Source organism: Bradyrhizobium sp. AZCC 1719 (assembly GCF_036924525.1).
In the GTDB taxonomy this organism is placed as follows: domain Bacteria; phylum Pseudomonadota; class Alphaproteobacteria; order Rhizobiales; family Xanthobacteraceae; genus Bradyrhizobium.
Map to the genome: position 1 here is coordinate 5519785 of NZ_JAZHRU010000001.1, position 24816 is coordinate 5544600.

Consider the following 24816-nt stretch of genomic DNA (forward strand, 5'->3'; position numbering starts at 1 on the left):
CTCCATATATGGAATATTTATTTCAATTTTGCCGGATTTATCCCGACATTGGAATAGTGGACAAGCGCTCCTGCAAATGGAGATCCCAATGAGTCCCCTATTCACCCCTGTCCGCGTCGGCCGCTACACTCTACCGAACCGCCTCGTCATGGCCCCGATGACCCGCAGCCGCGCCGGCCTCGACGGTACGCCGGGCGAGCTGGCCACCGAATATTATTCCCAGCGCGCCGGCGTCGGCCTGATCGTCACCGAAGGCACCCAGCCCTCGGATGACGGCCAGGGCTATCTCACCACCCCGGGCATCTACACGCCCGCCCATGTCGCCGGCTGGCGGAAGATCACTTCTGCCGTGCACGACAAGGGCGGCCACATCTTCATCCAGCTCATGCATGCCGGGCGCATGTCGCATCCCGACAATACGCTGCATCGCCGCCAAGGGGTCGCGCCGTCCGCGATAGCGCCGGGGACGGGTATGTTCACCATGACGGGGATGCAGGACATTCCTACGCCGCGCGTGCTGACGACCAAAGAGGCGCGCCAGACGGTCACCGATTTCCGCCATGCCGCGCGCTCGGCGGTCGAGGCCGGCGCCGACGGCATCGAGATTCACGGCGCGAACGCCTACCTAGTCCAGCAGTTCTTCGCGCCAAGCGCCAACACGCGCACGGACGAATATGGCGGGTCGATCGAGAACCGAGCGCGCTTCGCCATCGAAGTCGCCACGGCGATCGCCGAGGAGATCGGCGCGGACCGCACCGCGATCCGCCTGTCCCCCGGCACGACGATATGGGGGATCGACGAAGGCGCCGAAGCGCCGGACCTCTACCGCCATCTGATCGCCGAACTCGACAAACTCGGGCTCGCCTATGTCCACGTCATGCATCAGGGCAACGAGCCGTTGCTGGCCGACATCCGCAAACTTTGGTCAGGGTCTCTGATCCTGAACCGCCCAGGTCGTGCGCGGGAGCAAATTGGCGCCGATGTTGCATCCGGCCTGGCCGACCTTGAAGCCTACGGTCAGATGGTCCTTGCCAATCCAGACTTTGTCGAACGGTTGAAGACCAATGCGGCGCTGAATGCGGCAGTCCAAGCCACTTTCTATGGTGGCACCGCCATAGGCTACACCGACTATCCTGCTTTAAGCGCGCAAAGCGCAGCCAAGTAAATCCGCAGACGCCAGTAGTCCAATAGATGTCTCTTACCTGAGACGGACTGCCTAATGAAGTCCTGCACGAGGGACTTCCAATCCATGTCTTCCACAGGAAGGAGAAACCTCTTGAACCCACCCGATGGCTTTAAAAGTGCCCCCCGCCGGTCTGAACCGCTTGGCTCCGGCCGGGCCCTACGTCTTCAAGCATATGGCGGCACAGAGAGCCTGAAAGTCGATTGGGTATCCGCCCCCGAGCCTGGTCCCGACCAAGTGCTCGTCCAGGTCAAGGCTGCCGGAGTAAACGGAATCGACTGGAAAATCCGTGAAGGCTACGTCCGCGACAAGTTCAAGTTATCTTTGCCCGCGACGCTTGGCATCGAAATGGCGGGGGTCGTGCTGCGGACCGGCTCCAACGTCGAAGGCGTGAGGGTCGGAGACCGGGTCATGGCCGCGCTGGGTGGCCTGGGCGCTTATGCTGACCATTTGCTGATAAATGCCGAAAAACTCGTCAAGACGCCTACAGTCCTGTCAGACATTGACGCGGCGGCAGTACCGGTGGCAGCGATGACGGCATGGCAAGTCCTTCAGGTCGCCGATTTCGACCTTCGGGGGCGGCTGGTGTTGATCCACGGCGCGGCTGGTGGGGTGGGCAGCTTCGCTGTCCAGTTCGCCAAGACGGCTGGAGCGACCGTCTATGCTACTGCCTCAACCAAGAGCGTGGCCCATGTCCAAGCCTTGGGCGCTGACGAAGTGATCGATTACCAGAAACAGAACTTCGAGCTTCTTGCGAGCGACATTGACCTTATCGTCGATCTTGTCGGGGGCCAGGTCTTGGACAAATCTTGGGCCGTCCTATCGCCTAGCGGCGTCCTGGCCAGCATCGCTGCAACTGATGTGGTTTCGCGCGCCCCGGCAGGCCGTCATGGCATCTGGTTGTCAGTCAAACCTGACACCGCGCGCCTAGCCACAATCGCTCAAGAGATCGCTGACGGCTCGCTGCGGTCGACGATTTCAGAAGTGGTCGGCTTCGACGATCTGGCATCCGCGATCGAGCGCAATCGCACTGGCCACGCTCCCGGAAAGATAGTCTTAGACCTCACCAGGTGACTGCAGCTCATGGTAATCGTCCCTAAAAGGAGACCGTCTGCATTCGGCTCATGTTGGGACGGCCGTGAACCACAGTTATGCTGTCTCACGTTCTACTGCCCGATAGCGGCCGTAGCCCACTTTGACGAGCAGTTCCTCATCGCACATCCGGGACAGATAGCATCGGGGGATGCCGACCGCTGTGAGTGCCCCCGTCCGCACCTCGCCCCTCTCGCGAGCCAAGGCAACAGCTCGCTCCCTCAGCGTGGGCTTCGGCCCGCCAGCAAGGCGTAGGGGCTTCGGCGCGATCTCGGTCGCGCTTGCGCTGCTTCGGCAAGTGGGGCGCACTCGGGCGGAGGACAATCGCCAATTCGTATTTCTCAGTTTCGTCGACCCCGGCGAGCCAGCTACGGCTTTTCTATTCTCCGACACGACAGAACAATCGCAATCGGTGCGGCAGAGGCAGGCCGAGGTACCGCGTTGCCTGCGGCCCGGATATCGCCGGGGAACGCCCCCTTACGGGCGAACATAGGCTGTCACTCAACCTGGCGGCCCCATATTTAATTTCGGAAATTAATTACACCACACTTGACTACCTATATAATATCTGAAAGGTTACATTTAATAAATCGATAAAAAATTGGGGCGTCTATTATGGGTAAAGTATTTAAATTTTTGGCTGCGGGTTTACTCGCCGGCATCTTTCATTCGCCGGCCAATGCCGCGCTGGTGAGCTTCACCGGCGACGGCACTTTCTCCTATATCTCCAATTGCAGCAACGGTAGCCCTGGCTGCTCGATTTCCGCCGACAAGAACGTGCTCAAAATGTCGGGCGCGTCGTGGCCGACATACCAGCCGAGCACGCTGACCATCACGGACATCGTCGGCACCAACGTCCCAACCAATCAGGACGATTACGTCATCGGCAAGATTACCTGGGTGAACCAGGCGACCTACAACACCGACCAGAACTTCAACGTCAATTACAAGTTCAAACTGAGCTTTACCTCGCCGAGCGCTTCGTACGATTCACAGGTGTTCAACCTGAACATCAAGCAGACGACAAATCCGTCGCCCGACAACGTCTTCAACATCAGCCAGACGACGCTCAACAATCTGGGTCCATTCACGCTCAACGGCGTTACGGTTTCCGACATTCACTTCGTTGAAGTTGGTGACGGATGGTACAATGGAAGCACCTGGATCAACCCGGAGTGCGGGACGTCGACGCTTTACATCGTGGCGGACTTCACGGATCAGATAGTTGCCCCCCCGGTCCCGGAACCCTCGACATGGGCGATGATGATCCTCGGCTTCGCCGGCGTCGGCTTCATGGCCTATCGCCGCAAGCGCGGTGGAAACGCGCTTCCCGCGGCCTGATCTCACTCACCGAAAACAACGCAAAAGCCGCCCGTGATCCGGGCGGCTTTTGTTTGTCGGCATCTCCGGCGCCCTACTTCGCCGCAATCGCGGCAATGAACAGCGCACAAGCCGCGGTGGAAGCGACCGTCCGCACGTGGTTCCAGCGTGTCCAATCCGTCAGGTAGCGCGCCCACAGCGAGGCGGCCTCGTGGCTTGCGGGATCTGCCGCGGCAAGCGCGTTGTTCAGGGGCACGTTGAAGACCATCGTCACGACGAACATGCCGAGCACATAGAGCATGCCGCCGGCCAGCATCGCCATCGCGCCGGGCTCGCTCCAGCGCAACAGCGCGGTCACCGCCAGCGCCGCACTCGCTGCCGTCGTTCCCAGGAAGATCGGCATGAACAGCGACTGCACGATCGTGACGTTGATCGCATTCATTGCCGCGATGCCGGAGGCCTGTCCGATCCGGCCGAGCGCCGCCATGATGAAGGTCGAAAACGCGAAATAAAGCCCGGCGAGCAGACCGCAGCCGAGGGCACAAAACCACAGCAGAGCGGTGATCAACATCTGCAGCATGATCATGCCCTCCATACACCGGTCGCGGCGGTTCGGCGGGCATAATCGGAAAAGTCCCGCGCCGGACGCCCGAGCGCCTGCTCGACGCCGTGTGCGACACCCGAATTGCGTCCGTCGAGCACGACGGTGAACAGTTCCAACATCAGTTCGATGACGTCCTCCGGCATATGGGGCCGCATGCCGGCCGCAAAATCGTCCGCCGCGATCTGCCGGTATCGGACCGGCCGGCCGACGGCACCGGCGATCTCGGCGACCGCTTGCGCGAACGTCAGCGCACGCGGTCCCGTCACCTCGTAGACCTTGCCGGCATGGCGCCGATCCGTCAGCGCCGCGACCACGACTTCGGCGATATCGTCGGCATCGATAAACGGTTCGGGCACGGCGCCGGCCGGCAACGCGATTTCGCCGGCGAGCACGCCTTCCAGCAGATAACCCTCGGAAAAATTCTGATCGAACCAGCTTGCGCGCACGATGGTCCAGGGAACGCCGGATTGCTGCAGCGCCGCCTCCGCCCGCTGCGCGCCCGGCTCGCCGCGCCCTGACAGCAGCACGACGCGCTCGAGCCCATTGTCGCGCGCCAGCCGGCCCACTTCCGCGATTGCATCAGCGGCACCCTCGACCGCAAGGTCCGGCTGGTAGGTGACATAGGCCATCGAGACGCCGGCAAACGCGGCCGGCCACGTCTCGGGCCGGGTCCAGTCGAACGGGACAAGTGTCGAACGCGACACCGGCCGCGTCGGGATGCCGCTCGCCCTTAGCAGCGCATCGACCCGCGCGCCGGTCTTGCCCGCGCCGCCGACGATCAGGATCGGGAGTTCTGACATGGATCACTCCTTTCGGACACAATACGAGAATATCTCGTATTTGCTAAACCCGATAAACTCTCGTATTGGTAACGTCAAGTCGCATTTGTGTGAGAGAACCGATGGCTAGGCAAAAAGCCGGACAGAAGGTGGCCGCAACGGCTGCGCCCGTGTTGGCGCGGCTGGTCCCGACCCAGCAGCGCAGCCGCGAGCGGTTCGAGAAAATCCTGCAATGCGCGGCAGAGCTGATGGCCGAGAAAGGCAGCGAAGCCTTCCGCATGAGCGACGTCGTCGAACGCAGCGGCGTGCCGTTCGGCTCGCTCTATCAATACTTTCCGGACAAGACCGCGATCATCGGCACGCTCGCGGAACGCTACAACGCGATCGGCCGCGATTGCGTGCGGCGCGATCTCGCCGTGGTCAGGACTACCCGCGATCTGCACCCGGCCCTGTGCCGCATGACCGACAGCTACTATCGGATGTTCATGGAAGTGCCGGTCATGCGCGACATCTGGCAAGCGACGCAGGCCGACCGGGCGCTGCAAAAACTTGACGAGGAGGACGGCGTCTATCTCGCCGGGCTGCTCGGCGATACCCTGCGGCGGATCGCACCCGATGTATCAGCAACTGCGCTGGCCTCGTTTTCCCAACTGATGATGACGCTGATCGCGGCGACCGTCCGCCACGCCATCACGCAGGATACAAAGGAAGCCGTCCGCATCCTCACTCTGTTCAAGCGGATGCTGCCGAAGAATCTGGCGGCGTTGGAGACGTGAGGACGTCGGCGCGGGAATGCCGTACCGCCCCGCCCCTACCGCTCGAACACCGCAGCACAAGCCGGGCTCAGGCTCGCCTTCTGCCGGCGCAGGCATGCGGTGATCGCACGCGCGTTCGGGATCTCACCGGCGCAAAGCCGGTAGACGTCGGGCGTGCAGGCCCTGCGCTGTTCAGGCGTGCCTTGCTGGGCATGGGCCGCACCGCTCGCCATCAGCGTCAGCAGGAAGCCGAGCGTCGAAGCCCGACGGGAGCGACAAAGAACAGCCGCACTTCGCGCAAACCTTGCCTTCATGACCGCGTCTCCCTGGACCATGCCCGCCTTGACAAGGCAGGTGTCGTCCAGCCGAATACGCGAACCGATTTTTGCAAAATGTGATTTTTCTCACACGCGCCGCGCGTGGGCGTGCCTAGGGTTCGCGCGGGGAACTCAACACTTTAGTAACCAGCTTTGCCGCGGCCGCCGGATCGATAAAATTCGAACGATCCGCTCAATCTGGGAACAAAATACCTTTGAGATCATCGCCTCTGGAACCCGGAGAGCGCGATGAGCGAAGTTGAATACGATCTGCTGCTGGAAACCGTGCAGACGGCCATTGCGCCGGCCCCGGAGGATGATTTCGTGGTCCCGACCCAGCGCCTTTATCCGTCGCCACGCGCCGCCAACGACAATGGAGCCTCTTGGCCGCTGGTTCCGTTCCCTGAGGGCTGGCACGCTGCCTGCTGACCGAGGCCGGCTTGCTGCGGCCTCTCATATAATCGGTCTAAGTCGTTGATTATATGAATGGAGGCCACGACCAGAATTGAACTGGTGTACACGGTTTTGCAGACCGTTGCGTAACCACTCCGCCACGTGGCCCCATCGGGCGCACTCATATACGCCTCGCCCCGGATAGGCAACCAAGCAGCGCAATTCCTGCCATCACTGGTTAGCAAACCGCCTCCTCAACCTGCGGACGGATCGCCAATTCGATTGTTCCGCAGACCCAGCTTGGCGGTCCTTGCGCGGATGCCCCCGACCGTCCGCTTCATTTCGAGTGCGATGGTCCTCGGGGGCTTGCCGCTGCCGATCAGCGAGCGCAGCAGCGCATCGTCTTCCGCCGTCCATTCGGCGCCGCTCAGTTGAAAGCGATCTTCGCAGCCCGTTTCCTTGGCCGGTGCCGCAAACCGCTCCCAGCCCAGCGTCTCATGGAAAATGACGACAAAAGCGATCCAGAGAACGATGGCCCGCCCCTCGGACAGGGCGGCGGATTTGAGATGCTCTGCGCTGAACGTCGCGGGCCGCAAAGCGTCCAGCGCAGGCCAGATGTCTGAAGCGATGGAATTGACGAAATAGACGCACAGCGACACGAAGGGACCAGCGGCCATAGCGCCGATCGCTGCGATCAGCCACAGCGGCAGTTTTCCCTGGGCTGTTTTGCTCACCAATTGGGTGGCGAGGCCGGTCAGGCACCAGGGCACAATGGCGAGCGAGAGAACATAAAGTGTCGCCCCCGCGCCTCCCATGATGGCGGCATACGGTCCGAGAACGACCGAAAGCACTGCCAGCACGATCGGAACGCCGCAGAAGAAAACGAGATCGATCAAGGCCTGTTTGGACAGGCGCCTATGCGCCACCAGTTCCATCGCGTTGCTCCGCTTGCATCCGACGCGTCAGTCATAGTGCGAGCGACGGAATGGAGCAACGTATCCGCCAGATCCAAGCTGCCAACTGGCGCGGCCAGGCAACGTCAACAAATGCCGCGTTAAACAAATAGAGTATGCGGACGCGGACGGCGCGGCACCGTCGCCCGCGCCGTCCAGACATCGCGCACGGCTCAGACCCGCTCTATTGCCTGAAGCCGCCGCCGTCCAACGGCGGGGTCGTCGAGCGAGCGCCGCAATTGCTCCTCCAGTTCATCAAGCAGGAAGAAACTGACATCGTCGACGGAGCCCTGACCCTTGGCGAAGGGCTGTTCGAGCAGCCGGATCAGATACAGGACGTAGACGAACATGTAGGTGATGAATCCAAACAACAGGGCCGCGGCCGGATCACCCTCCGTCTTCAGCAGCAGCAACAGGACGATGATCGAGAACACCAGTGTTTGCACGAGCACATGCACCGATGGGACGAATTCGACGCGCTGGATGGTGTAGATGCGAAGCAGCACCCTGCGCATCGCATCCTGATTGGTGCGAAGGCGTACGACGAAATTCGCCGCCATGCCCATGCCCTCCAGTCGACCGAGGATCGGCGTCAGCTTGCTGAGCTCGTCGAGCACGGGGGAAATGTTCTTGTGGTCGTAGGCGCGGTCCAGGCCTTGGCGGAGCTTTGCGATGACCCCGATCAGGATCAGCCGCGCTTCCCTGAGATTGAAGCGCTCATTGGTCCGCGCGAAGCATTCCAGGTCGCCGTCGATGGCTTCGACCGCGGTGCGCAGTGCCGTCGGAATTTGTTCGGCTTCTTTGTAATCCTTGAGAATGCTCGACAGCAGGAAGCCGATAATGAATATGGCGCCACCAATGCCGCTGGTCACCAGCCCGTTGAGCTCGAGGAACTCGAATCCGAAATAGTGAACGATTGCCTTGGCGCCGCCGAGCAACAGGACGATGATGCCGACCGTGAAGAACAGGCGGAATTTCTTTCGCAGGCTGATTTCGGCGCCGCCGAAAGGGAGATGCGAGCTGATCGAAGACGACAATGCGCGAGTATCCTTTCCCTGGAGAACGTACAGGAGACAAGTTCCGTCCGTTCAATTGCAGTATTTGCGGCCCGAATTCCGATGACTTCAAGGGCGGTGATCCCAACTACGCTTTGTCATCTCGAGCCTTGCACGTGCGTACTGAAGACGAGCCGCGCCCAGCCGCCCGACCTCAGATACGCTCGACGCAGATAATCATTAAGCCTGCAAATGGCTCCCCGTTCCCGCGGCGGCGTTGGCGACATATCGCCACAATGACACAGGGGCTTGGACGGCGGCTTCAGGCTGCTGTGGGCGGCTTTTTCATCGGCTGGCCGCTATCAGGACCGAGGCCTATTGCGACCGGACTCACGCGCGCTTGAACATCGAAAGCGCTCACCAGGCCGCGAGACTATTACCTGCGGCGATTTTCTTTTTGAGCGAACGACAGCTTCGGCCCTGCCTATCTCGCTCGACAAAATGCATCATTGCGCCAACGGATGCAGAACCTGAATGTTGTTCGACCAACCGCCTTCGGGCGGGTTTTAATTTTGCGTCATCGGCGAGCCGAATGCAATGCAACATGTGATTGAGCAGTTGACACGTCTATCGCGAAACGATGCTATGTTGCCGATTTAATTAAAAAGTAGGTAGCATCCATGAGAAAATCCGCGTTCTTATTGCCGTTAGTCGCCTCCACGTTTTTTGCGTTGGCGACCCTGCCGGCCTCGGCCAGTGTTTATGACTCGCTCGTTGTCTTTGGCGACAGCTTATCGGACAGCGGCAACAACGCCGCGGTAATCGGCGTCAATGCAGGGCAGACCATTTCAGGTAACACGTACGTTCCCAGTCAGCCCTACGGATCTGGCGTTTACAGCAATGGACCTGTCTGGGCATCAGACGTTGCGTCGAAACTTGGCATAACGCTTCAATCTTCGCTACTTGGCGGAACCAATTATGCCTATGGCGGAGCGACCACAGGTCCGGTCGTCAGCGGCTTTCCGTTTAGCCTGCTCACCCAGGCAAATCAGTACCTGGCCACTAACATTGCCTCTCCCAATGCGCTGTATGTAATCGCGGGCGGCGGGAATGATGCCAGGGCAGCGCTCGGCGCAATCGCCGCGTGCCCTGCATGCTTGGGGCCAACCGTGGCGGCAACTGCCACCGCATACGCAAACAACGTCGGGTCGATCGTGGACGCCCTTCAAGCGGCCGGCGCCAAGAACATCGTGGTCTGGAACACTCCAAATCTCGGACTGGCGCCCGCTGTCACAGCCGCAGGCGCCTCCGGATTGGGGACTTTCCTCGCGAGCAGTATGAACGCAGCACTCGCCGCGGAACTGGCGGGCGAATCCGGCGTATCGACTTTTGATATTTTCGGTCTGGGCACGACGATCGCACTCAATCCAGGAGCGTTTGGGTTTACTAATGTGACCGATGCCTGCGGAGCCGTCCCTGGCGCGAACTGTGATACTTACGCATATTGGGATGGCATTCATCCGACGGCTGCGGCTCACGCGGTACTTGCCGACGCCTTCCTCGTGGTTGCCGGAGTTCCCGAGACATCGACCTGGGTGATGATGATCATCGGCTTTGCCGGCGCTGGGTACATGACGTATCGCCGTCGTCAACCATCAGCCGCTCCTACCGCAGCCTGATCAGCTTGCCCGCCCCGATCCGAAAGCAGAGACCGCCTTCGGGCGGTCTTTTCGCCCGCCCGGGAACGTCAATGCGCAAAAAGGTGATTAAGCACGACGACCGCGCCGACTTCGTTTTCGGTTGAACGCCCGGTACGCGATTACAATAGCATGCTGATGGCCACGACGATGAACGGCGCGGCCACCAGCAGAACCGGCCACAGCCGGAACATCAGGCGACGAGACTACTACCTGCAATTTTCTTTTTGAGCGTCTCGCAGACGGTGCGGACTTCGGACGTCATCAGGGAACAATCCTCGATCTGCAGGAAGTAGCGCTTGCCTTCCTCGCGATAGTTTGCAGCCAATTCCTTGATCTCGGACACCATGGCGTGAACGCCAGCCACCATCGCTTCACATCGTTTGGCGGCGTCGGTTAGTTCCACACCGAGTGCTTCAATCTCTTTCACTGCCGCATCATATTCGCGGACCACAGCTTCGGCTGAGAGCTTTCCGACCTGATTGACCCCTTCCTTGTGCTCGACATAGTCGGGCATCGGGCCTTTCGGTAACGGGTGGTCATTGCTGTGGGGTATCTCTTGGATAACGGGCGCTCGGCGGGCGTTGTAGATGAGAGTACCGATTTCCCCTTCGATTTCATCAGCGTCAAGCAATGGAGAGCGAGTGAGAACTTCTGTAGTTAAAGACATCGACTTGGCTCCAAATTGTTACGCGGAGAGCGGAGAATTTATCATCGTCAATGGGAATGTCATCCTTGTCCACAGGCCGCTATGTCTTCTTGCAGACATTGGAACCGCCGCGTTGGTATCATGGTCATGACGGAATACGGAACAAACGCTGCACAATTTGAGATGCAGCAGCCGCTTCGACGCAACTCTTGCTTGAAAACCAAGAGTTAGCCGCGCTTGCGACGGCGGTAATCCCGCTTCTTCGGCTTCGGCGCGAGTTCCGGCATCGCCGCCTGCACTTGCTGATACCTCGCCAGCATGCGGTCAAAGCTGGCGTTGAGCGCCTCCGCGACCTCGGGCCGCTTCTCGAGCCCGGCGAGCAGCAGGCCGGCGGCCTCGATGGTGGAGAGGCCGTCGCGGCGCGGCTCCTTGCGGAGTTTGCCGTAACGCGAGGGGCGCTTCGGGCCCAGAATGACCCGCTGGCATTTCAGCATCCACGCGTTGCGCCACCACAGCGCCTTGGCCTGGCTCCATGTGCCGTCCAGCAGCACGACGCCCTCGATGTCGGACAAGATGGCGCGCTGGTGCGGCTCGACCTCGCCCTTGCGATTGATCGCCACGATCTCGGCATCGGTGTCGAGATCGCTGACCTTGGCCGAGCCGAGATAGAGCACCGCCCAGCGGGAAGGGTCATCGACCTTCCGTCCCAGCGCCTTGGAGAGGCTCGGCCAGGACAGGCCGATTTTGACGACCGCGTCCTTGAAGTGCATAGCGGTCAGCCGCGCAGTGCCGAGCGCCCTGTCCTGCTCCTGCGGATGCTGCAGGATCAGGAGCGAGATCTTGCTCTCGATCGGCCTGACGCTGTCGCAGATGCAGAGCGGCAGCGGCTTGCCGCAATGCGGACAGTCCGGAACGGCCTCCACCGCGGTTCCGGCCTCGGGATTGGATTGGTCTGACATCCGCCCGCTATACGCTTTCCGCAGCCGGTAATCCAACTATTCGGCAGGTGCGGCGATCGCGGCCGGCCGGGATCGCTGCCGCAGCCGGTCGATCAGGAGGTAGATCACCGGCGTCGTGTACAGCGTCAGGATTTGCGAAACCAACAATCCGCCGATGATGGTGATGCCGAGCGGCCGGCGCAGCTCGGTGCCGGGGCCGGTGGCGATGACCAGCGGAATGCCGGCAAACAAGGCCGCCATCGTCGTCATCAGGATCGGCCGGAAGCGGGCGCGGCAGGCCTCGAAGATCGCGTCAGCCGACGACAGGCCGCGGTGGCGCTCGGCATCGAGCGCGAAATCCACCATCATGATGCCGTTCTTCTTGACGATGCCGATCAACAGAATGATGCCGACAAAGGCGATCACGGTGAGCGGCGTATTGGTCACCTGCAGCGCCAGCAGCGCACCGAGGCCTGCGGACGGCAGGGTCGAGATGATCGTGATCGGATGCGCCAAGCTCTCATAGAGCACGCCGAGCACGATATACATCGCCACCAGCGCGCCGAGGATCAACAGCGGCTGCCGCCCGCTGGTCTTGTTGAAGTCGCCGGCACTGCCGTCGAAACTGCCGCGGATGCCTTCGGGCATGTGCAGTTCCTCGACCGCACGCTGGATGTTGGAGGTCGCGACCTCCAGCGGCACATCGGGCAGCAGATTGAACGAGACCGTCGTCGAGGGGAACGATTGCGAGTGGTACACCGCAAGCGGCGACAGGCCGCGCTGGTAGCGCACCACGGCCGATAGCGGCACCTGGGCGTCGTTGGCGCCTGCCACATAAATCCGCTCCAAATTGGAAGGATCGCTCTGGAACTTCGGATCGATTTCCAGCACCACCATGTACTGGTTACGCTGGGTATAGATGATCGAAATCTGGCGCTGCGCGAAGGCGTTGTTCAGGGCGTTGTCGATGTCCTGGACGCTAACGCCGAGGCTCGAGGCGGTCTTGCGGTCGATCACCAGCGACAATTGCAGCCCGCCGGGGTCGCGGTCGCTGGAGATGTCGGTGATGCCCTCCACCGTCTCCATGCGCTTGGCGACCAGCGGCGCCCATTTCTGCAGGAGCTCGAGATTCGTGCTCGACAGCGTATACTGGTAATCGGAATCGCTTTGCCGGCCGCCGGTGCGGATGTCCTGCGCCGCGAACATGAACAGGCGGATGCCGGCGACCCGATAGAGATTCTTGCGCAGGCGATCGATCACCTGCGCCGTCGACATGCCAGCCCGCTCCTCCGGCGGCTTCAGGCTGATGAACATGGTGCCGCGATTGGAGCTGCCGCCGCCCGGACCGGCGGTGCCGCCGAGCGAAGAGCCGACGGCAGCGACCGCCGGATCGGCCATCACGATATCGGCCAATTGCTGCTGCAGCCCGAGCATCGCCTGGAACGAGGTATCGGGAGATGCGCGTGTAGCGCCGATCACCAGCCCGCTGTCGTCGGTCGGGAAGTAGCCTTTCGGCGTCTTGATATAGAGCACCACCGTCAGCGCAATGGTGGCAAAGAACACGAGCAGGGTCAGGAACGGGAAGCCGAGCACCGCCCGCAGCGTCCAGGCGTAGAAGGAAACGATGCGCGACAGCGTGCCCTCGACCAGCCGGTCGAGCCAGGTCGCGCGATCGGAGGTCGCTTCCTTGATATAATGCGCGCAGATCATCGGCGTGATCGTGAGCGACACGACAGTTGACACCACGATGGCAAAGGTCAGCGTCAGCGAGAATTCGCGCAACAGCCGGCCGACGATCCCGTCCATGAAAATCAGCGGCGTGAAGGCCGCGATCAGCGACAGGCTGATCGACAGCACGGTAAAGCCGATCTGCTTGGCGCCTTCGAGCGCCGCCGGGTACGGCGCCATGCCATGTTCGAGGTTGCGGTACATGTTCTCGATCATGACGATGGCGTCGTCGACCACGAAGCCGACGGAAATCGCCAGCGCCATCAGCGACAGATTGTCGATCGAGAATCCGGCGAGCCACATGCCGGCGCAGGTGCCGGCCAGCGCCAGCGGCACCGAAACGCCGGCCGCAATCGTCGGCGTCAACCGCCGCAGGAACGCGAACACCACCACCATGACGAGAAATGCCGTCGCCAGCAGCGTGTATTGCATGTCGAGCACGCTGGCGCGGATGGTGCCGGTGCGGTCGACGAGCGTCGAAATTTCCACGCCGCCGGGCAGCCACTGCTTCAGTTCCGGCAGCAGCGCCCTCACCCGATCGACAGTATCGATCACGTTGGCATCGCCCTGCTTGGTGATCTGGATCAGAACCGCCGGCTGCTTGTTGAACCAGGCGATCGAGCGGCTGTTGCGGACGGAATCCTCGACATCGGCGACATCGGCGAGGCGGACGAAATTGCCGGCGGAACTCTTGATGATGATGTCGCGGAATTCGGCCGCGGTACGCATCTGCTTGTTGGTCGAGATCGTCTCGCTCTGGCGGCCGCCGTTGAAAATGCCGACTGGTCCCAGCGGATTGGCGTTGATGATGGCGAGCCGCACGTCGTCGGTCGCAATCCCGGCATTCGACAGCGCCACCGGGTTGAGCGCGATCCGTACCGCCGGCTGGTCGGCGCCGGTGACGTTGACTTCGCCGACACCCGGAACCTGCGAGATGCGCTGCGCAATCACGGTATCGGCGACGTCATACATCGCGCTCGTCGTCAGCGTCTTCGACGTCAGTGCCAGCACGAACACCGGGGAGGCCGCGGGATTGGCCTTGCGAAAGCGTGGCAACGACGGCAGATCGGTCGGCAGATCCGCCAGCGAGGCGTTGATCGCCGCCTGCACGTCGCGCGCGGCGCGGTCGATGTTGCGGCCGATCGAGAATTGCAACTGGATGCTGGTGGTGCCGAGCGAACTGGTCGAGGTGATCCGGTCAAGGCCCGCAATTTGGCCGAGCCTGCGCTCCAGCGGCGCCGCAACCGTCGAGGCCATCACGGAAGGATCGGCGCCAGGACGCGTGGCGGACACCCGGATCATCGGGAAGTCGACATTGGGCACTGACGAGACCGGCAGAAAGACATAGGCGACCATGCCGACCAGGAAGAGCCCGATCGCCAGCAGCGTGGTACCCACCGGCCGCCGGATGAAGGGCTCCGAGATCGATGCCATCTACTGCATCCCCTCGGTGGCGCCGGCAACCGTGGGTCCGGGCGGCCCTGGGTCTGGCACCGCCTTCTCGATTTTGCGATTGATCCGGTCGAGCGCCAGATAGATCACTGGCGTTGTATAGAGCGTCAGCAACTGGCTCAGCAGCAACCCGCCGATGATGGAAATGCCTAGCGGGAAGCGCAGCTCCGCGCCGGTGCCGCTTTCGATCGCCAGCGGCAGCGCACCGAACAGCGCCGCCAGCGTCGTCATCATGATCGGGCGGAAGCGCAGCAGGCACGCCTGCACGATAGCCTCGGAAGGCGACATGCCCTGACGCCGTTCGGCTTCAAGCGCGAAGTCGATCATCATGATCGCGTTCTTCTTGACGATGCCCATCAACAGGATGATGCCGATCAGGCCGATCACCGACAGGTCCTGCCCGAACAGCATCAGCGCCAGAATGGCGCCGACGCCGGCGGACGGCAGCGTCGAGAGAATGGTGATCGGGTGAATGTAGCTCTCGTAGAGCACGCCGAGCACGATGTAGATGGTAACGATCGCCGCCAGAATGAGCCATGGCTGGCCGGCCAGCGACTTGGAGAATTCGGCCGCATCGCCCGAATAGACCCCGACGATGCTGCCGGGCATGCCGATCCTGGTCTCGATTTGCTTGACCGCCGCGACGGCATCGCCCAACGCCTCGCCGGGGCCGAGGTTGAAACTGAGCGACACCGCCGGAAATTGCGCGAGATGCGAGATCGCCAGCGGCGCGGTAGTACGGGTCAGCGTCGCCACCGCCGATAGCGGCACCTGGGCGCCGGGCGCGCCGGCGGTCGTGCTCGCGGCCCCCGGGAGATAGAGTTTCGACAGGATCGACGGATCGCGCTGGTACATCGGCATCGCCTCCAGCACCACGCGATACTGGTTGGCCTGGCCGTAGATCGTCGAAATCTGCCGCTGCGCAAAGGCGTCGTTGAGGGTGTCGTTGACCGCCTGGAGGCTGACGCCGAGCTGGCCGGCGCGCTGGCGGTTGATGTCGAGCGCGGCGCGCAAGCCGCCCTCCTGCGCTTCCGACGAGACATCGCGGAACAGCGGATCCCGGCGCATCTCGGCAACGAGCTTCTGCGACCACAGCGCCACCTGCGCGGCATCGGTGCCGGTCAGCGTATACTGATACTGCGAGCGGCTCGACTGGGTCGAGATCTGCACGTCCTGCACCGGCTGGAAATAGATGGTCATGCCGGGAATTTTCGCTGTGCGCTGTTTCAGCCGGTCGACCACCACGGAAATATCATCATGCCGCTCGCCGCGCGGCCTAAGCGTCATTACCAGACGCCCGACATTGGTGGTCGGATTGACCGATCCGGCCCCGATCACGGAGACGACGCCGATCACGTCCGGATCGGCCTGGATCGCGGCCGCCGCCGTCGCCTGCCGGCTTTGCATCTCGGCAAAGGAGACGTCGGGACCGGCCTCGGTCACGGCGGTGATCGAGGCCGTATCCTGCAGCGGCAGAAAGCCCTTCGGCGCAATCACGTACATGATTAGCGTCGCGGCGATGGTGGCGAACGTCACCACAAGGGTCGCGCGCTGGCGCTGCAACACCCATAGCAGCGTGCGATGGTAGAAGGCGACCATGCGGTCGATGAAGCGGCTGACGGCGGCAAGCCCCGGCACCGTCATCTCTTCCCCGACATGCTTCAATAGCCGCGAACACATCATCGGCGTCAGCGTCAGCGACACGATCGCCGAGGTCACGACCGCAATCGTCAGCGTCAGCGCGAATTCGCGGAACATGCGCCCGACCAGCCCGGACATGAACAGCAGCGGGATGAAGACCGCGATCAGCGACACCGTCAGTGAGATCACGGTAAAGCCGATTTCGCTGGCGCCCTTCAGCGACGCCTCCATCACCGATTCGCCGTTCTCCATGTGGCGGACGATGTTCTCTATCATCACGATGGCGTCGTCGACTACGAAGCCGGTGCCGATCGTCAGCGCCATCAGCGACAGATTGTCGAGGCTGAAGCCGCAAAAATACATGATGCCGAAGCTCGTGATCAGCGAGAGCGGCAGCGCCACGCCCGCGATCAGGGTCGCGCGCAGCGACCGCAGGAACAGCAACACCACCAGCGTGACCAGCACGACGGAAAGGATCAGCGTGAACTGGACGTCCCGCACCGAGGCGCGGATAGTGACGGTGCGGTCGGAGACGATGTTCAGATTGACGCCGGCCGGAATCGCGCGCTGCACCTTGGGTATTTCGTCGCGGATCTGCCTGACGACGTCGATGACGTTGGCGCCGGGCTGGCGCTGGATGTCGATGATCACGGCCGGCGTGCCCTGATACCAGCCGCCGGTCCGGTCGTTCTCCAGCCCGTCGATGATGATGGCGACGTCGCCGATCGTGACAGGTGAGCCATTGCGATAGGCGATGATGATGGGCTTGTAGGCCTCCGCCGCCGCGATCTGGTCGTTGGCGGCAATTGTGTAGGCCTGCTGCGCACCGTCGAGCGATCCCTTCGGCCCTGAGACATTCGCGCCCGCGATGGCGTTACGCAGATCCTCCATCGAAATGCCGTAGGCCGCGAGCCGCGCCAGATCGGCCTGCACCCGCACCGCGGGCTTGAGCCCGCCGAGGATCGCAACGCGCCCGACGCCGGAAATCTGGCTGAGCCGCTGGCCGAGGATGGTGTCGGCGATATCGCTCATGGCGCGGAGCGAAATCGTCTCCGACGTCAGCGCCAGTGTCAGGACCGCCGCATCCGCCGGGTTTACCTTGGCGTAGGTCGGCGGATACGGCAGATTCCTTGGCAGGATGCCTGCCGCTGCGTTGATGGCCGCCTGCACGTCCTGGGTGGCGCCGTCAATGTCGCGGTTGAGGTCGAACTGCAGCGAGATCTGGCTGACGCCGAACGAAGAGGTCGACTGCATCGAGGACAGCGAGGGAATCTGCCCGAGCTGGCGCTCCAGCGGCGCCGTGATGAGCGAGGCGACCACGTCGGGGCTGGCGCCCGGCAGTTGCGTCGTTACCTGCACGGTCGGGAAATCGACCTGCGGCAGTGCCGAGACCGGCAGCGCCCAATAGCCGAGCGCGCCGCCGATCATCAGCGCGATCCCGAGTAGCGAGGTCGCGATCGGCCGGCGGATGAACGGTTCGGAGACGCTCATGGTTGCGTGCTCACTTTACGAATTCATTTCAGGCGTGCGGCGCATCGATCATGGCTGCGCCTTCGCAGCGCCGCCACGCGCTGGCTCGGCCGGCGCCGGGCCGGTTTGTCCCTTTTGATCGCCCTCGCCGCGCTCGCGCCTGCCGCGGCGCTCGCCATCGTTTGCTTGACCCTCCTTGCCCGGACCTGCCTTGGAGTCTCCCTTGGCATCGGGGCTGCGGCTGCGCTTGCGCGGCGCGAGGTCGGCGGTTGGCGCCCTGTCGTCGGTGCCAATCAAGACATTGGCGCCGTCAGACAGATTGGCAAAGCCGGTGGTCACCACGCGGTCGGAGATCGAAAGGCCGCTGGCGATGACGGCATCGTTTTCGTTCTGCTGCGTCACCACGACCGGCTTTGCGGTCGCGACATTGTCGGGGCCGATCACATAGCTGAATGTCCCAACCGGACCACGTTGCACCGCCGAGCTCGGCACCACGATCGCCTTCTCCAGCGTTTCGACCTTCAGCCGCACATTGACGAACTGTCCGGGCCAGAGCTGAAATTTGGCGTTGGGAAACTCCGCCTTCAGCTTCAGCGTGCCGGTGGTCGGATCGACCTGGTTGTCGATGCCTTTGAGCGTACCGGTGTCGATGACGGTCACGCCGTCATTGCCGAACACGTCCACCGTCAGCACGCCTTTGGCGGCGGCAGCGTTGACCCGCACGATCTGCTGCTGCGGCAGGCTGAACTGCACCGCGATCGGCTGCAGTTGGGTGATGATGACGAGGCCGGTGACGTCGGAGGCGCGGATGATGTTGCCCTGGTCGACCTGGCGCAGGCCGGCGCGCCCAGACAACGGCGCGATGACTTTGGTATAGCCGAGCATTGCCTTGGCATTGTCGATCGCGGCCTGATCGGCCTGCACCAGCGCTTCCTGCTGGGCGACCACGGCGCGCTGGGTATCGGCCTGCTGCTTGGATCCGGCATTCGATGCGGCGAGCTGCTGATAGCGCGCCAGATCGAGCCTTTGGTTGGCGAGCAGCGCCTCGTCCTGTGCCTTCTTCGCCACCGCCTGGTCGTACTGCGCCTGATAGATCACGGGATCGATTTCGGCCAGCACGTCGCCCTGCTTGACGTCCTGACCTTCGACGAAGTTCACCTTGATCAGCTTGCCGTCGACCTGGGCGCGCACCGTTACCGTGTTCAGCGCACGGACCGAGCCCACGGCATCGAGATAGACCGGCACATCCTGCGTGCGGGGCATAGCCGCCAGCACCGGTACCGGGAGATCGGGACGCGCGCCGGGCCCGCCACGGCCGGTCTGCTTCTGCTGAAAGGCGTTCCAGCCGAGATAGCCGAGTCCGCCGAGGATCAACAGCGTGATCGAAAGCGACACCATCCGCCGGCCAATGCCGCGCACGACGCGCTTGCGCGCCGTCTTCGGGTCATCTTTCACTTCGGGCTTAAAGAGCATTGACCGGCCTTTCCATCCTGGGCTCCCAGCCGCCCCCCAGCGCCTGATAGAGGCTGACGATTGCCAGAAGCCGGGCCAGTTGGGCCTGCGACAGCGCATCCTCGGCCTGGAATAGTGTTAGCTGCGTATTTAGCACAACTACGATGTCGGCAGTCCCGGCCCGTAACTGCTGCTCGGACAATTCAAACGCCCGCCGCGACGCCGCCACGACCTCGCGCTGCAGCCGCAGCTTCTCGGTGGTCTGGCGGATCGACATCAGGGCGTTGTCGACATCGGCAAAGGCCTGCACCACCGTCTTGCGGTAGGTCTGCAGCAGTTCATCCTGCAGCGCCTTGGTGAGCTCGAAATTGCCGAGGATCCTGCCGCCGTCGAAGATCGGTTGGGTCAGGCTGCCGACCATGCTGAAGAACGCGGCTTGCGGCTGAAACAGCGCCGTCAACGCCGAGCTTTGATAACCGCCCTGCCCCGTCAGTTGAATGCTCGGAAAGAACTGCGCGCGGGCGCTGCCGACATTGGCGGTGGCCGAGGCAAGCTGCGCTTCCTGGCGGCGGATGTCAGGGCGTTGCGTCAGCAACTCGGAAGGCAGGCCCGGCGTGACGCGTGGCGCGGCAATCCGATTGAGGGTTCCGCCGGTGACACGCACCGATTCTGGCGGCCGCGACACCAAAGTTGCCAGCGCGTTGATGTTCTGGTCGAGCGTCTGCCGCAGCGGCGGCACCAGCGCGCGCTGGTTGGCCACCACGCTTTCCTGTTGCGCGACGTCGAGGTCGGTACCGGTGCCGGCTTTGAAGCGCTCCTTGATGGCGTTCAGGATGCGCTCGGCGCTCGCGATGTTTCGCTGTGCGGTACGAATCCGATCCTGCGCGGCAAGCACCTGGAAATAGGCATTGGCGACCGTCGTCAGCGTGGTCAGCGCGATGACGTCACGGTCAAAGCGGCTGGCAGCCGCAGTCTCCTCCGCCGCCTGGGCGGCGTCGCGGTTCTTGCCCCAGAAATCCAATTCGTAGCTGGCGCTAAGCGATGCCGAATAGTTGACCACCTCCCGGCCGCCAATGGACAGGCCGCTGGTGCTCGAACGGGAGGTGCGGGAATAGCTTTCCGACCCGGTAGCACTGAGAGTTGGCAGCAGCGCCGCGCCCGCGATTCGTGCCTGCGCATCGGCCTGCCTGAACCGCGCGGTGGCGGCCGCAATATCCAGATTGACGGTCTGCGCCTCTTCCATCAGGCCCGTCAGCTCCCGCGAACGAAATCCGCGCCACCAGTCGAGCGTCGGGGGCGTGTCCGCAGCCTTCGAAAGCCGGGCTGCTTTGTAGCCTTCGGGGATGTCGAGTGCAGGGTCGGGAAGGTCCTTGGTCAGGATGCAGCCCGCCGAGCTGGCGACGAGGCCAAGCACGGCAAGCGATCGCGCCAGCCGCTTGCCGCCCGGAATGAGAACAGGCCAACCTTCGATCGCAGCAGTTGCAATTCGCTGGGTCACACCCGTTCTCCACCGGGCAAGTCCCGGCCCGGCGCAATATGCGCGCTTCTCCTGTTGGGCTGCGATACGTTCACAGGGGGTGATGCTTCCGTTGGAACCGAACCGCGATATTAGCCTTGCGATCAGCACGCGGACAGCCCCGCGCAGCCTCTCGCCGATCGTGCGTTCAGATGCTTAAAAGCGGGCGACAAAGAGCTCACTTTCCCTTGTTTTATAGGGCTCGGAACGATGTCGGGACGCCGCAGGACCGCCGAATTCTTACGAAGATTTCATGGGGTTTTTCCCCTGTTCTGACGTCGACACCGGCTCGTCGCACAGCGGAGCCCCGGCCTGTGGCCGATTTGAAACTCCGGGAACAGCCGAATCTCGCGCATCGACCGGACACCGTTTCCACGAGGACTCGGCCATCGCTTCGGCTGTCGCGTGACGAGCCTGCCGATCGATCTGGACGTGGCCGAATCGAACCGGCAATCGTTGCTGCTCTGCGTCAACCGCGCGGCGCTCACAGCTTGCACGAGGCATGCGGCCGGTCCACGGGAGGGCACAGCCTTCAATACCGGCTTGGCGAGTGGAAAAATCAACGTTTATACTTCGACGGCGTTGTCCACCCGTGCCAAGCATTGAAGCAGGGTCGATCGACCATGCGAAGCCGGGTAAACCGCAATTCGATGGATCGCACATGCCCGAGTTGATTTCGGTCACATCGGAAACTGTAGACGCGACGTTTCCGGAATTGCCCCGCATGGTCCGGCTGGCGCTGGGCTTTGGTTCAAAGCTGCAACACGGCACGCTCGACGTGACACTGGCCGACGGCCGCATGGTCCGGTTGGGCGGCAACGGGCCGGGTCCTGCCGCCGTGATGAAGATTTACGATTACGGCTTTGCCTCGCGGCTCTTGCGCGGCGGCGACATCGGCATTGCGGAAGCCTATCTGCGCGGCGAATGGGACACGCCCGACCTCACGCAATTCCTCTATCTGTTCTGCGTCAACCAGGACTGGATGCAGACCATGCTGATCGGCAATCCGCTGACGCGTACCTTCCAGGCCGTCAGGCATTGGCTCAACCGCAACACAAAGGGGCAGGCTCGTCGCAACATCTATGCGCATTACGACATCGGCAACGCCTTCTATTCGGCGTGGCTCGATCCCAGCATGACCTATTCGTCGGCGCTGTTCGAGGACGACACACCCGACCTGACGGCCGCGCAGCACAACAAATACCGGCGGCTCGCCGAGGCCATCGATCTGCGGCCGGGCCAGAAGCTGTTGGAGATCGGCTGCGGATGGGGCGGCTTTGCCGAATATGCCGCCAAGACGTTCGGCGCCAAGGTGGTCGGACTTACCATCAGCAAGGAGCAGCGGGACTTTGCGCAGGCGCGCATTCAGAACGCCGGGCTCAGCGACAGGGTCGAGATCAAGCTCAGGGATTATCGCGACGAGCGCGACCGCTATGATCGGATCGCCTCGATCGAGATGATCGAGGCGGTCGGCGAGCAATTCTGGCCGAAGTACTTTTCACAGTTGCGCGACCGCCTGCTGCCTGGGGGGCTGGCCGGCATCCAGGCCATCACCATCCAGGACAGCCTGTTCCAGACCTATCGCCGCGAAGTCGACTTCATCCAGCGCTACGTCTTTCCGGGCGGCATGCTGCCGTCGCCGCAGATCCTGAAAACGCTCGGCGAGCGCTTCGGTGTTCCCGTCATCCGCGAACGCATTTTCGGACAAGATTATGCCAAGACGCTCGCGATCTGGCGAAGCAATTTCCGCGCGGCCTGGCCAAATCTGACGCCGTCGGGTTTCGACGATCGCTTCCGGCGGCTGTGGGAATATTACCTCGCCTATTGCGAGGCCGGTTTCCTGTCCGGAAATATCGACGTGCGCCAGGTGGTGTTTGCGAAATCGGGCTGATCGCCTGCCCCAACGCTGGCTTGTATGGCCGGCGGCCCTCCTTTAGGGTCGCCTAACGATTAGGCAAACAAACCGGCGATTTCAAAGACATGGCCTTCAACAAAGACGTCATCGAAGCGATCGGCAACACCCCCCTCATCAAGCTCAAGCACGCTTCGGAAGCGACCGGCTGCACCATTCTCGGCAAGGCCGAATTCATGAATCCCGGCCAGTCGGTCAAGGACCGCGCCGGCAAGTGGATGATCCTCGAAGCCGAAAAGCGCGGCGATCTCAAACCGGGCGGGCTCGTGGTGGAATCGACCGCCGGCAATACCGGTATCGGGCTCGCCGTGGTCGCGAGCGCCCGCGGTTACCGCACGCTGATCCTGATCCCGGAAACGCAGAGCCAGGAAAAGAAGGACATGCTGCGGCTGTGCGGCGCCGAGCTCATCGAGGTGCCGCAACTGCCCTATGCCAATCCGAACAACTATCAGCATGTGGGACGGCGGCTGGCCGCCCAGCTTCGCAAGACCGAGCCGAACGGCGTGTTGTTTGCCGACCAGTGGAACAATCTCGATAATGCCAAGGCGCACTACGAATCCACCGGACCCGAGATCTGGGAGCAGACCGGCGGCAAGGTCGACGGCTTTATCTGCTCGGTCGGCACCGGCGGCACGCTCGCCGGCACCAGCCGCTTTCTGAAGGAGCAGAACAAGGACATCGTGACCGCCTGTGCCGATCCGCACGGCTTTGCGATGTACGAGCTGTTCAAGCACGGTCAGGCCAAATCGACGCCAGGCGACTCGATCACCGAAGGCATCGGGCTCGGCCGCGTCACGCCCATCATCGAGACCGCTGTTGTCGATGACGCTTTCCTGATTTCCGACGAGGAAGCCATGACGGTGATCTACGAACTGCTCGAGCAGGAAGGCCTGTGCCTCGGCGGCTCCACCGGTATCAACGTCGCTGGCGCGATCCGATTGGCAAAGCAGCTCGGACCCGGCAAGACCATCGTCACCGTGCTGGCCGATTCCGGCGGCCGCTATCAGTCAAAGCTGTTCAATCCGGCATTCATGCGCTCGAAGAACCTGCCGGTGCCGGCATGGCTGGAAAAGCGTACCAACATCGACGTGCCGTTCGAGAAGGTGTGAGGGGATTTTTGTAGGGTGGGCAAAGCGAAGCGTGCCCACCAACAGTGTCGCCGCGGATAGATGGTGGGCACGGCGCAGGAGCGCCTTTGCCCACCCTACAGCAGCCGCTAATGCCGCAAAATCTGGCTCAGGAATAGCTTCGTCCGCGCGTGCTGCGGATTGGCGAAGAATTCCTGCGGCGTGTTTGACTCGATCACCTGGCCCGCGTCCATGAAGACGACGCGGTTGGCGACTTCGCGGGCAAATCCCATTTCGTGGGTGACCACCAGCATGGTCATGCCTTCCCTGGCGAGATCGACCATGGTGTCGAGCACTTCCTTGACCATTTCCGGGTCGAGCGCCGAGGTCGGCTCGTCGAACAGCATCACCTTCGGATTCATGGTCAGTGCGCGAGCAATGGCGACGCGCTGCTGCTGACCGCCCGACATCTGGCCGGGATATTTGTTGGCCTGATGCGGGATCTTGACCCGCTCCAGGAATTTCATCGCGGTCGCCTCGGCGTCCTTTTTCGGAATGTTGCGTACCCAGATCGGCGCCAGCGTGCAGTTCTCCAGCACGGTCAGGTGCGGAAACAGGTTAAAGCTCTGGAACACCATGCCGACCTCGCGGCGGACTTCATCCACCCGCCGCAGGTTCGGACCGAGTTCGATGCCCTCGACCACGATCTGGCCTTCCTGGAATTCCTCCAGCGCGTTGATGCAGCGGATCAGCGTCGACTTGCCCGAGCCTGAGGGGCCGCAGATCACGATGCGCTCGCCCTTGGCGACATCGAGGTTGATGTCGCGCAGGACGTGAAAATCGCCGTACCATTTGTTGAGTGCGTTGATGCCAACGATCGAGTTTGCGGTCATGGTGATGTAC

At 62.3% G+C, this 24816-nt stretch carries 20 protein-coding genes and 1 tRNA gene; 8 read left to right on the forward strand and 13 right to left on the reverse strand.

Going from position 1 to position 24816, the window contains the following annotated elements; all coding sequences use genetic code 11:
- The first annotated feature begins 76 nt into the window (after window positions 1–76).
- The 3 genes from V1292_RS26010 to V1292_RS26020 all read left to right on the forward strand — a co-directional run bounded on the left by V1292_RS26010 (window position 77) and on the right by V1292_RS26020 (window position 3616).
- On the forward strand, window positions 77–1165 hold the full coding sequence (locus V1292_RS26010) for an alkene reductase (protein WP_334375484.1): 1089 nt from the start codon (window positions 77–79) through the stop codon (window positions 1163–1165).
- 111 nt (window positions 1166–1276) lie between these two features.
- Window positions 1277–2257, forward strand: coding sequence for an NADP-dependent oxidoreductase (locus V1292_RS26015; protein WP_334375485.1), 981 nt, complete (start codon window positions 1277–1279; stop codon window positions 2255–2257).
- A gap of 633 nt (window positions 2258–2890) precedes the next feature.
- Entirely contained in the window at window positions 2891–3616 is a 726-nt protein-coding gene (locus V1292_RS26020; RefSeq protein WP_334375486.1) for a choice-of-anchor K domain-containing protein, read from the forward strand.
- 73 nt (window positions 3617–3689) lie between these two features.
- On the opposite strand, the gene V1292_RS26025 is transcribed toward V1292_RS26020, so the two are convergent.
- Entirely contained in the window at window positions 3690–4175 is a 486-nt protein-coding gene (locus V1292_RS26025) for an anthrone oxygenase family protein (protein ID WP_334375487.1), read from the reverse strand.
- 2 nt (window positions 4176–4177) lie between these two features.
- Window positions 4178–4999 carry an NmrA family NAD(P)-binding protein gene (locus V1292_RS26030; protein ID WP_334375488.1) on the reverse strand — a complete coding sequence of 274 codons (822 nt, stop codon included), beginning with the start codon at window positions 4997–4999 and terminating at the stop codon, window positions 4178–4180.
- A 101-nt stretch (window positions 5000–5100) separates the two neighbouring features.
- Between V1292_RS26030 and V1292_RS26035 the strand changes: the two genes are divergently transcribed.
- Window positions 5101–5754 carry a TetR/AcrR family transcriptional regulator gene (locus V1292_RS26035; protein ID WP_334375489.1) on the forward strand — a complete coding sequence of 218 codons (654 nt, stop codon included), beginning with the start codon at window positions 5101–5103 and terminating at the stop codon, window positions 5752–5754.
- A 35-nt stretch (window positions 5755–5789) separates the two neighbouring features.
- On the opposite strand, the gene V1292_RS26040 is transcribed toward V1292_RS26035, so the two are convergent.
- Complete coding sequence (locus tag V1292_RS26040) at window positions 5790–6047, reverse strand: hypothetical protein (RefSeq protein WP_334375490.1); 258 nt, start codon at window positions 6045–6047, stop codon at window positions 5790–5792.
- 252 nt (window positions 6048–6299) lie between these two features.
- Between V1292_RS26040 and V1292_RS26045 the strand changes: the two genes are divergently transcribed.
- Window positions 6300–6479 carry a hypothetical protein gene (locus V1292_RS26045; RefSeq protein WP_334375491.1) on the forward strand — a complete coding sequence of 60 codons (180 nt, stop codon included), beginning with the start codon at window positions 6300–6302 and terminating at the stop codon, window positions 6477–6479.
- Window positions 6480–6537: 58 nt separating this feature from the next.
- Here the strand turns inward: V1292_RS26045 and V1292_RS26050 are convergent.
- The 3 genes from V1292_RS26050 to V1292_RS26060 form a co-directional block, all read right to left on the reverse strand.
- Window positions 6538–6611: transfer RNA gene (locus V1292_RS26050), tRNA-Cys, on the reverse strand.
- 86 nt (window positions 6612–6697) lie between these two features.
- Entirely contained in the window at window positions 6698–7378 is a 681-nt protein-coding gene (locus V1292_RS26055) for a hypothetical protein (RefSeq protein ID WP_334375492.1), read from the reverse strand.
- A gap of 191 nt (window positions 7379–7569) precedes the next feature.
- Window positions 7570–8433, reverse strand: coding sequence for a hypothetical protein (locus V1292_RS26060; RefSeq protein WP_334375493.1), 864 nt, complete (start codon window positions 8431–8433; stop codon window positions 7570–7572).
- Window positions 8434–9071: 638 nt separating this feature from the next.
- Between V1292_RS26060 and V1292_RS26065 the strand changes: the two genes are divergently transcribed.
- Window positions 9072–10070 carry an SGNH/GDSL hydrolase family protein gene (locus V1292_RS26065; RefSeq protein WP_334375494.1) on the forward strand — a complete coding sequence of 333 codons (999 nt, stop codon included), beginning with the start codon at window positions 9072–9074 and terminating at the stop codon, window positions 10068–10070.
- 211 nt (window positions 10071–10281) lie between these two features.
- Here V1292_RS26065 and V1292_RS26070 read toward each other — a convergent pair whose 3' ends face one another.
- The 6 genes from V1292_RS26070 to V1292_RS26095 form a co-directional block, all read right to left on the reverse strand.
- Window positions 10282–10758, reverse strand: a complete 477-nt coding sequence (locus V1292_RS26070; protein ID WP_334375495.1) for a hypothetical protein — start codon at window positions 10756–10758, stop codon at window positions 10282–10284.
- 206 nt (window positions 10759–10964) lie between these two features.
- Window positions 10965–11696, reverse strand: a complete 732-nt coding sequence (locus tag V1292_RS26075) for a tRNA-uridine aminocarboxypropyltransferase (RefSeq protein ID WP_334375496.1) — start codon at window positions 11694–11696, stop codon at window positions 10965–10967.
- Window positions 11697–11732: 36 nt separating this feature from the next.
- Window positions 11733–14837: an efflux RND transporter permease subunit gene (locus V1292_RS26080; protein WP_334375497.1), complete on the reverse strand. Its 3105-nt coding sequence runs from the start codon at window positions 14835–14837 to the stop codon at window positions 11733–11735.
- A complete protein-coding gene (locus V1292_RS26085; protein ID WP_334375498.1) occupies window positions 14838–17987 on the reverse strand; it encodes an efflux RND transporter permease subunit in 3150 nt (1049 codons plus the stop codon).
- Between the two features lie 48 nt (window positions 17988–18035).
- A complete protein-coding gene (locus V1292_RS26090; protein ID WP_334375499.1) occupies window positions 18036–19439 on the reverse strand; it encodes an efflux RND transporter periplasmic adaptor subunit in 1404 nt (467 codons plus the stop codon).
- Window positions 19429–20889, reverse strand: coding sequence for an efflux transporter outer membrane subunit (locus V1292_RS26095; protein ID WP_334377168.1), 1461 nt, complete (start codon window positions 20887–20889; stop codon window positions 19429–19431). The genes V1292_RS26090 and V1292_RS26095 overlap by 11 nt, the downstream gene beginning before the upstream one ends.
- A 706-nt stretch (window positions 20890–21595) precedes the next feature.
- Between V1292_RS26095 and V1292_RS26100 the strand changes: the two genes are divergently transcribed.
- Together V1292_RS26100 and V1292_RS26105 are read left to right on the forward strand one after the other, a co-directional pair.
- Window positions 21596–22825, forward strand: a complete 1230-nt coding sequence (locus tag V1292_RS26100; RefSeq protein WP_334375500.1) for a cyclopropane-fatty-acyl-phospholipid synthase family protein — start codon at window positions 21596–21598, stop codon at window positions 22823–22825.
- 89 nt (window positions 22826–22914) lie between these two features.
- Window positions 22915–23955: a cysteine synthase A gene (locus V1292_RS26105; RefSeq protein ID WP_334375501.1), complete on the forward strand. Its 1041-nt coding sequence runs from the start codon at window positions 22915–22917 to the stop codon at window positions 23953–23955.
- A gap of 107 nt (window positions 23956–24062) precedes the next feature.
- On the opposite strand, the gene V1292_RS26110 is transcribed toward V1292_RS26105, so the two are convergent.
- On the reverse strand, window positions 24063–24806 hold the full coding sequence (locus V1292_RS26110) for an amino acid ABC transporter ATP-binding protein (protein WP_334375502.1): 744 nt from the start codon (window positions 24804–24806) through the stop codon (window positions 24063–24065).
- Window positions 24807–24816 lie beyond the last annotated feature (10 nt).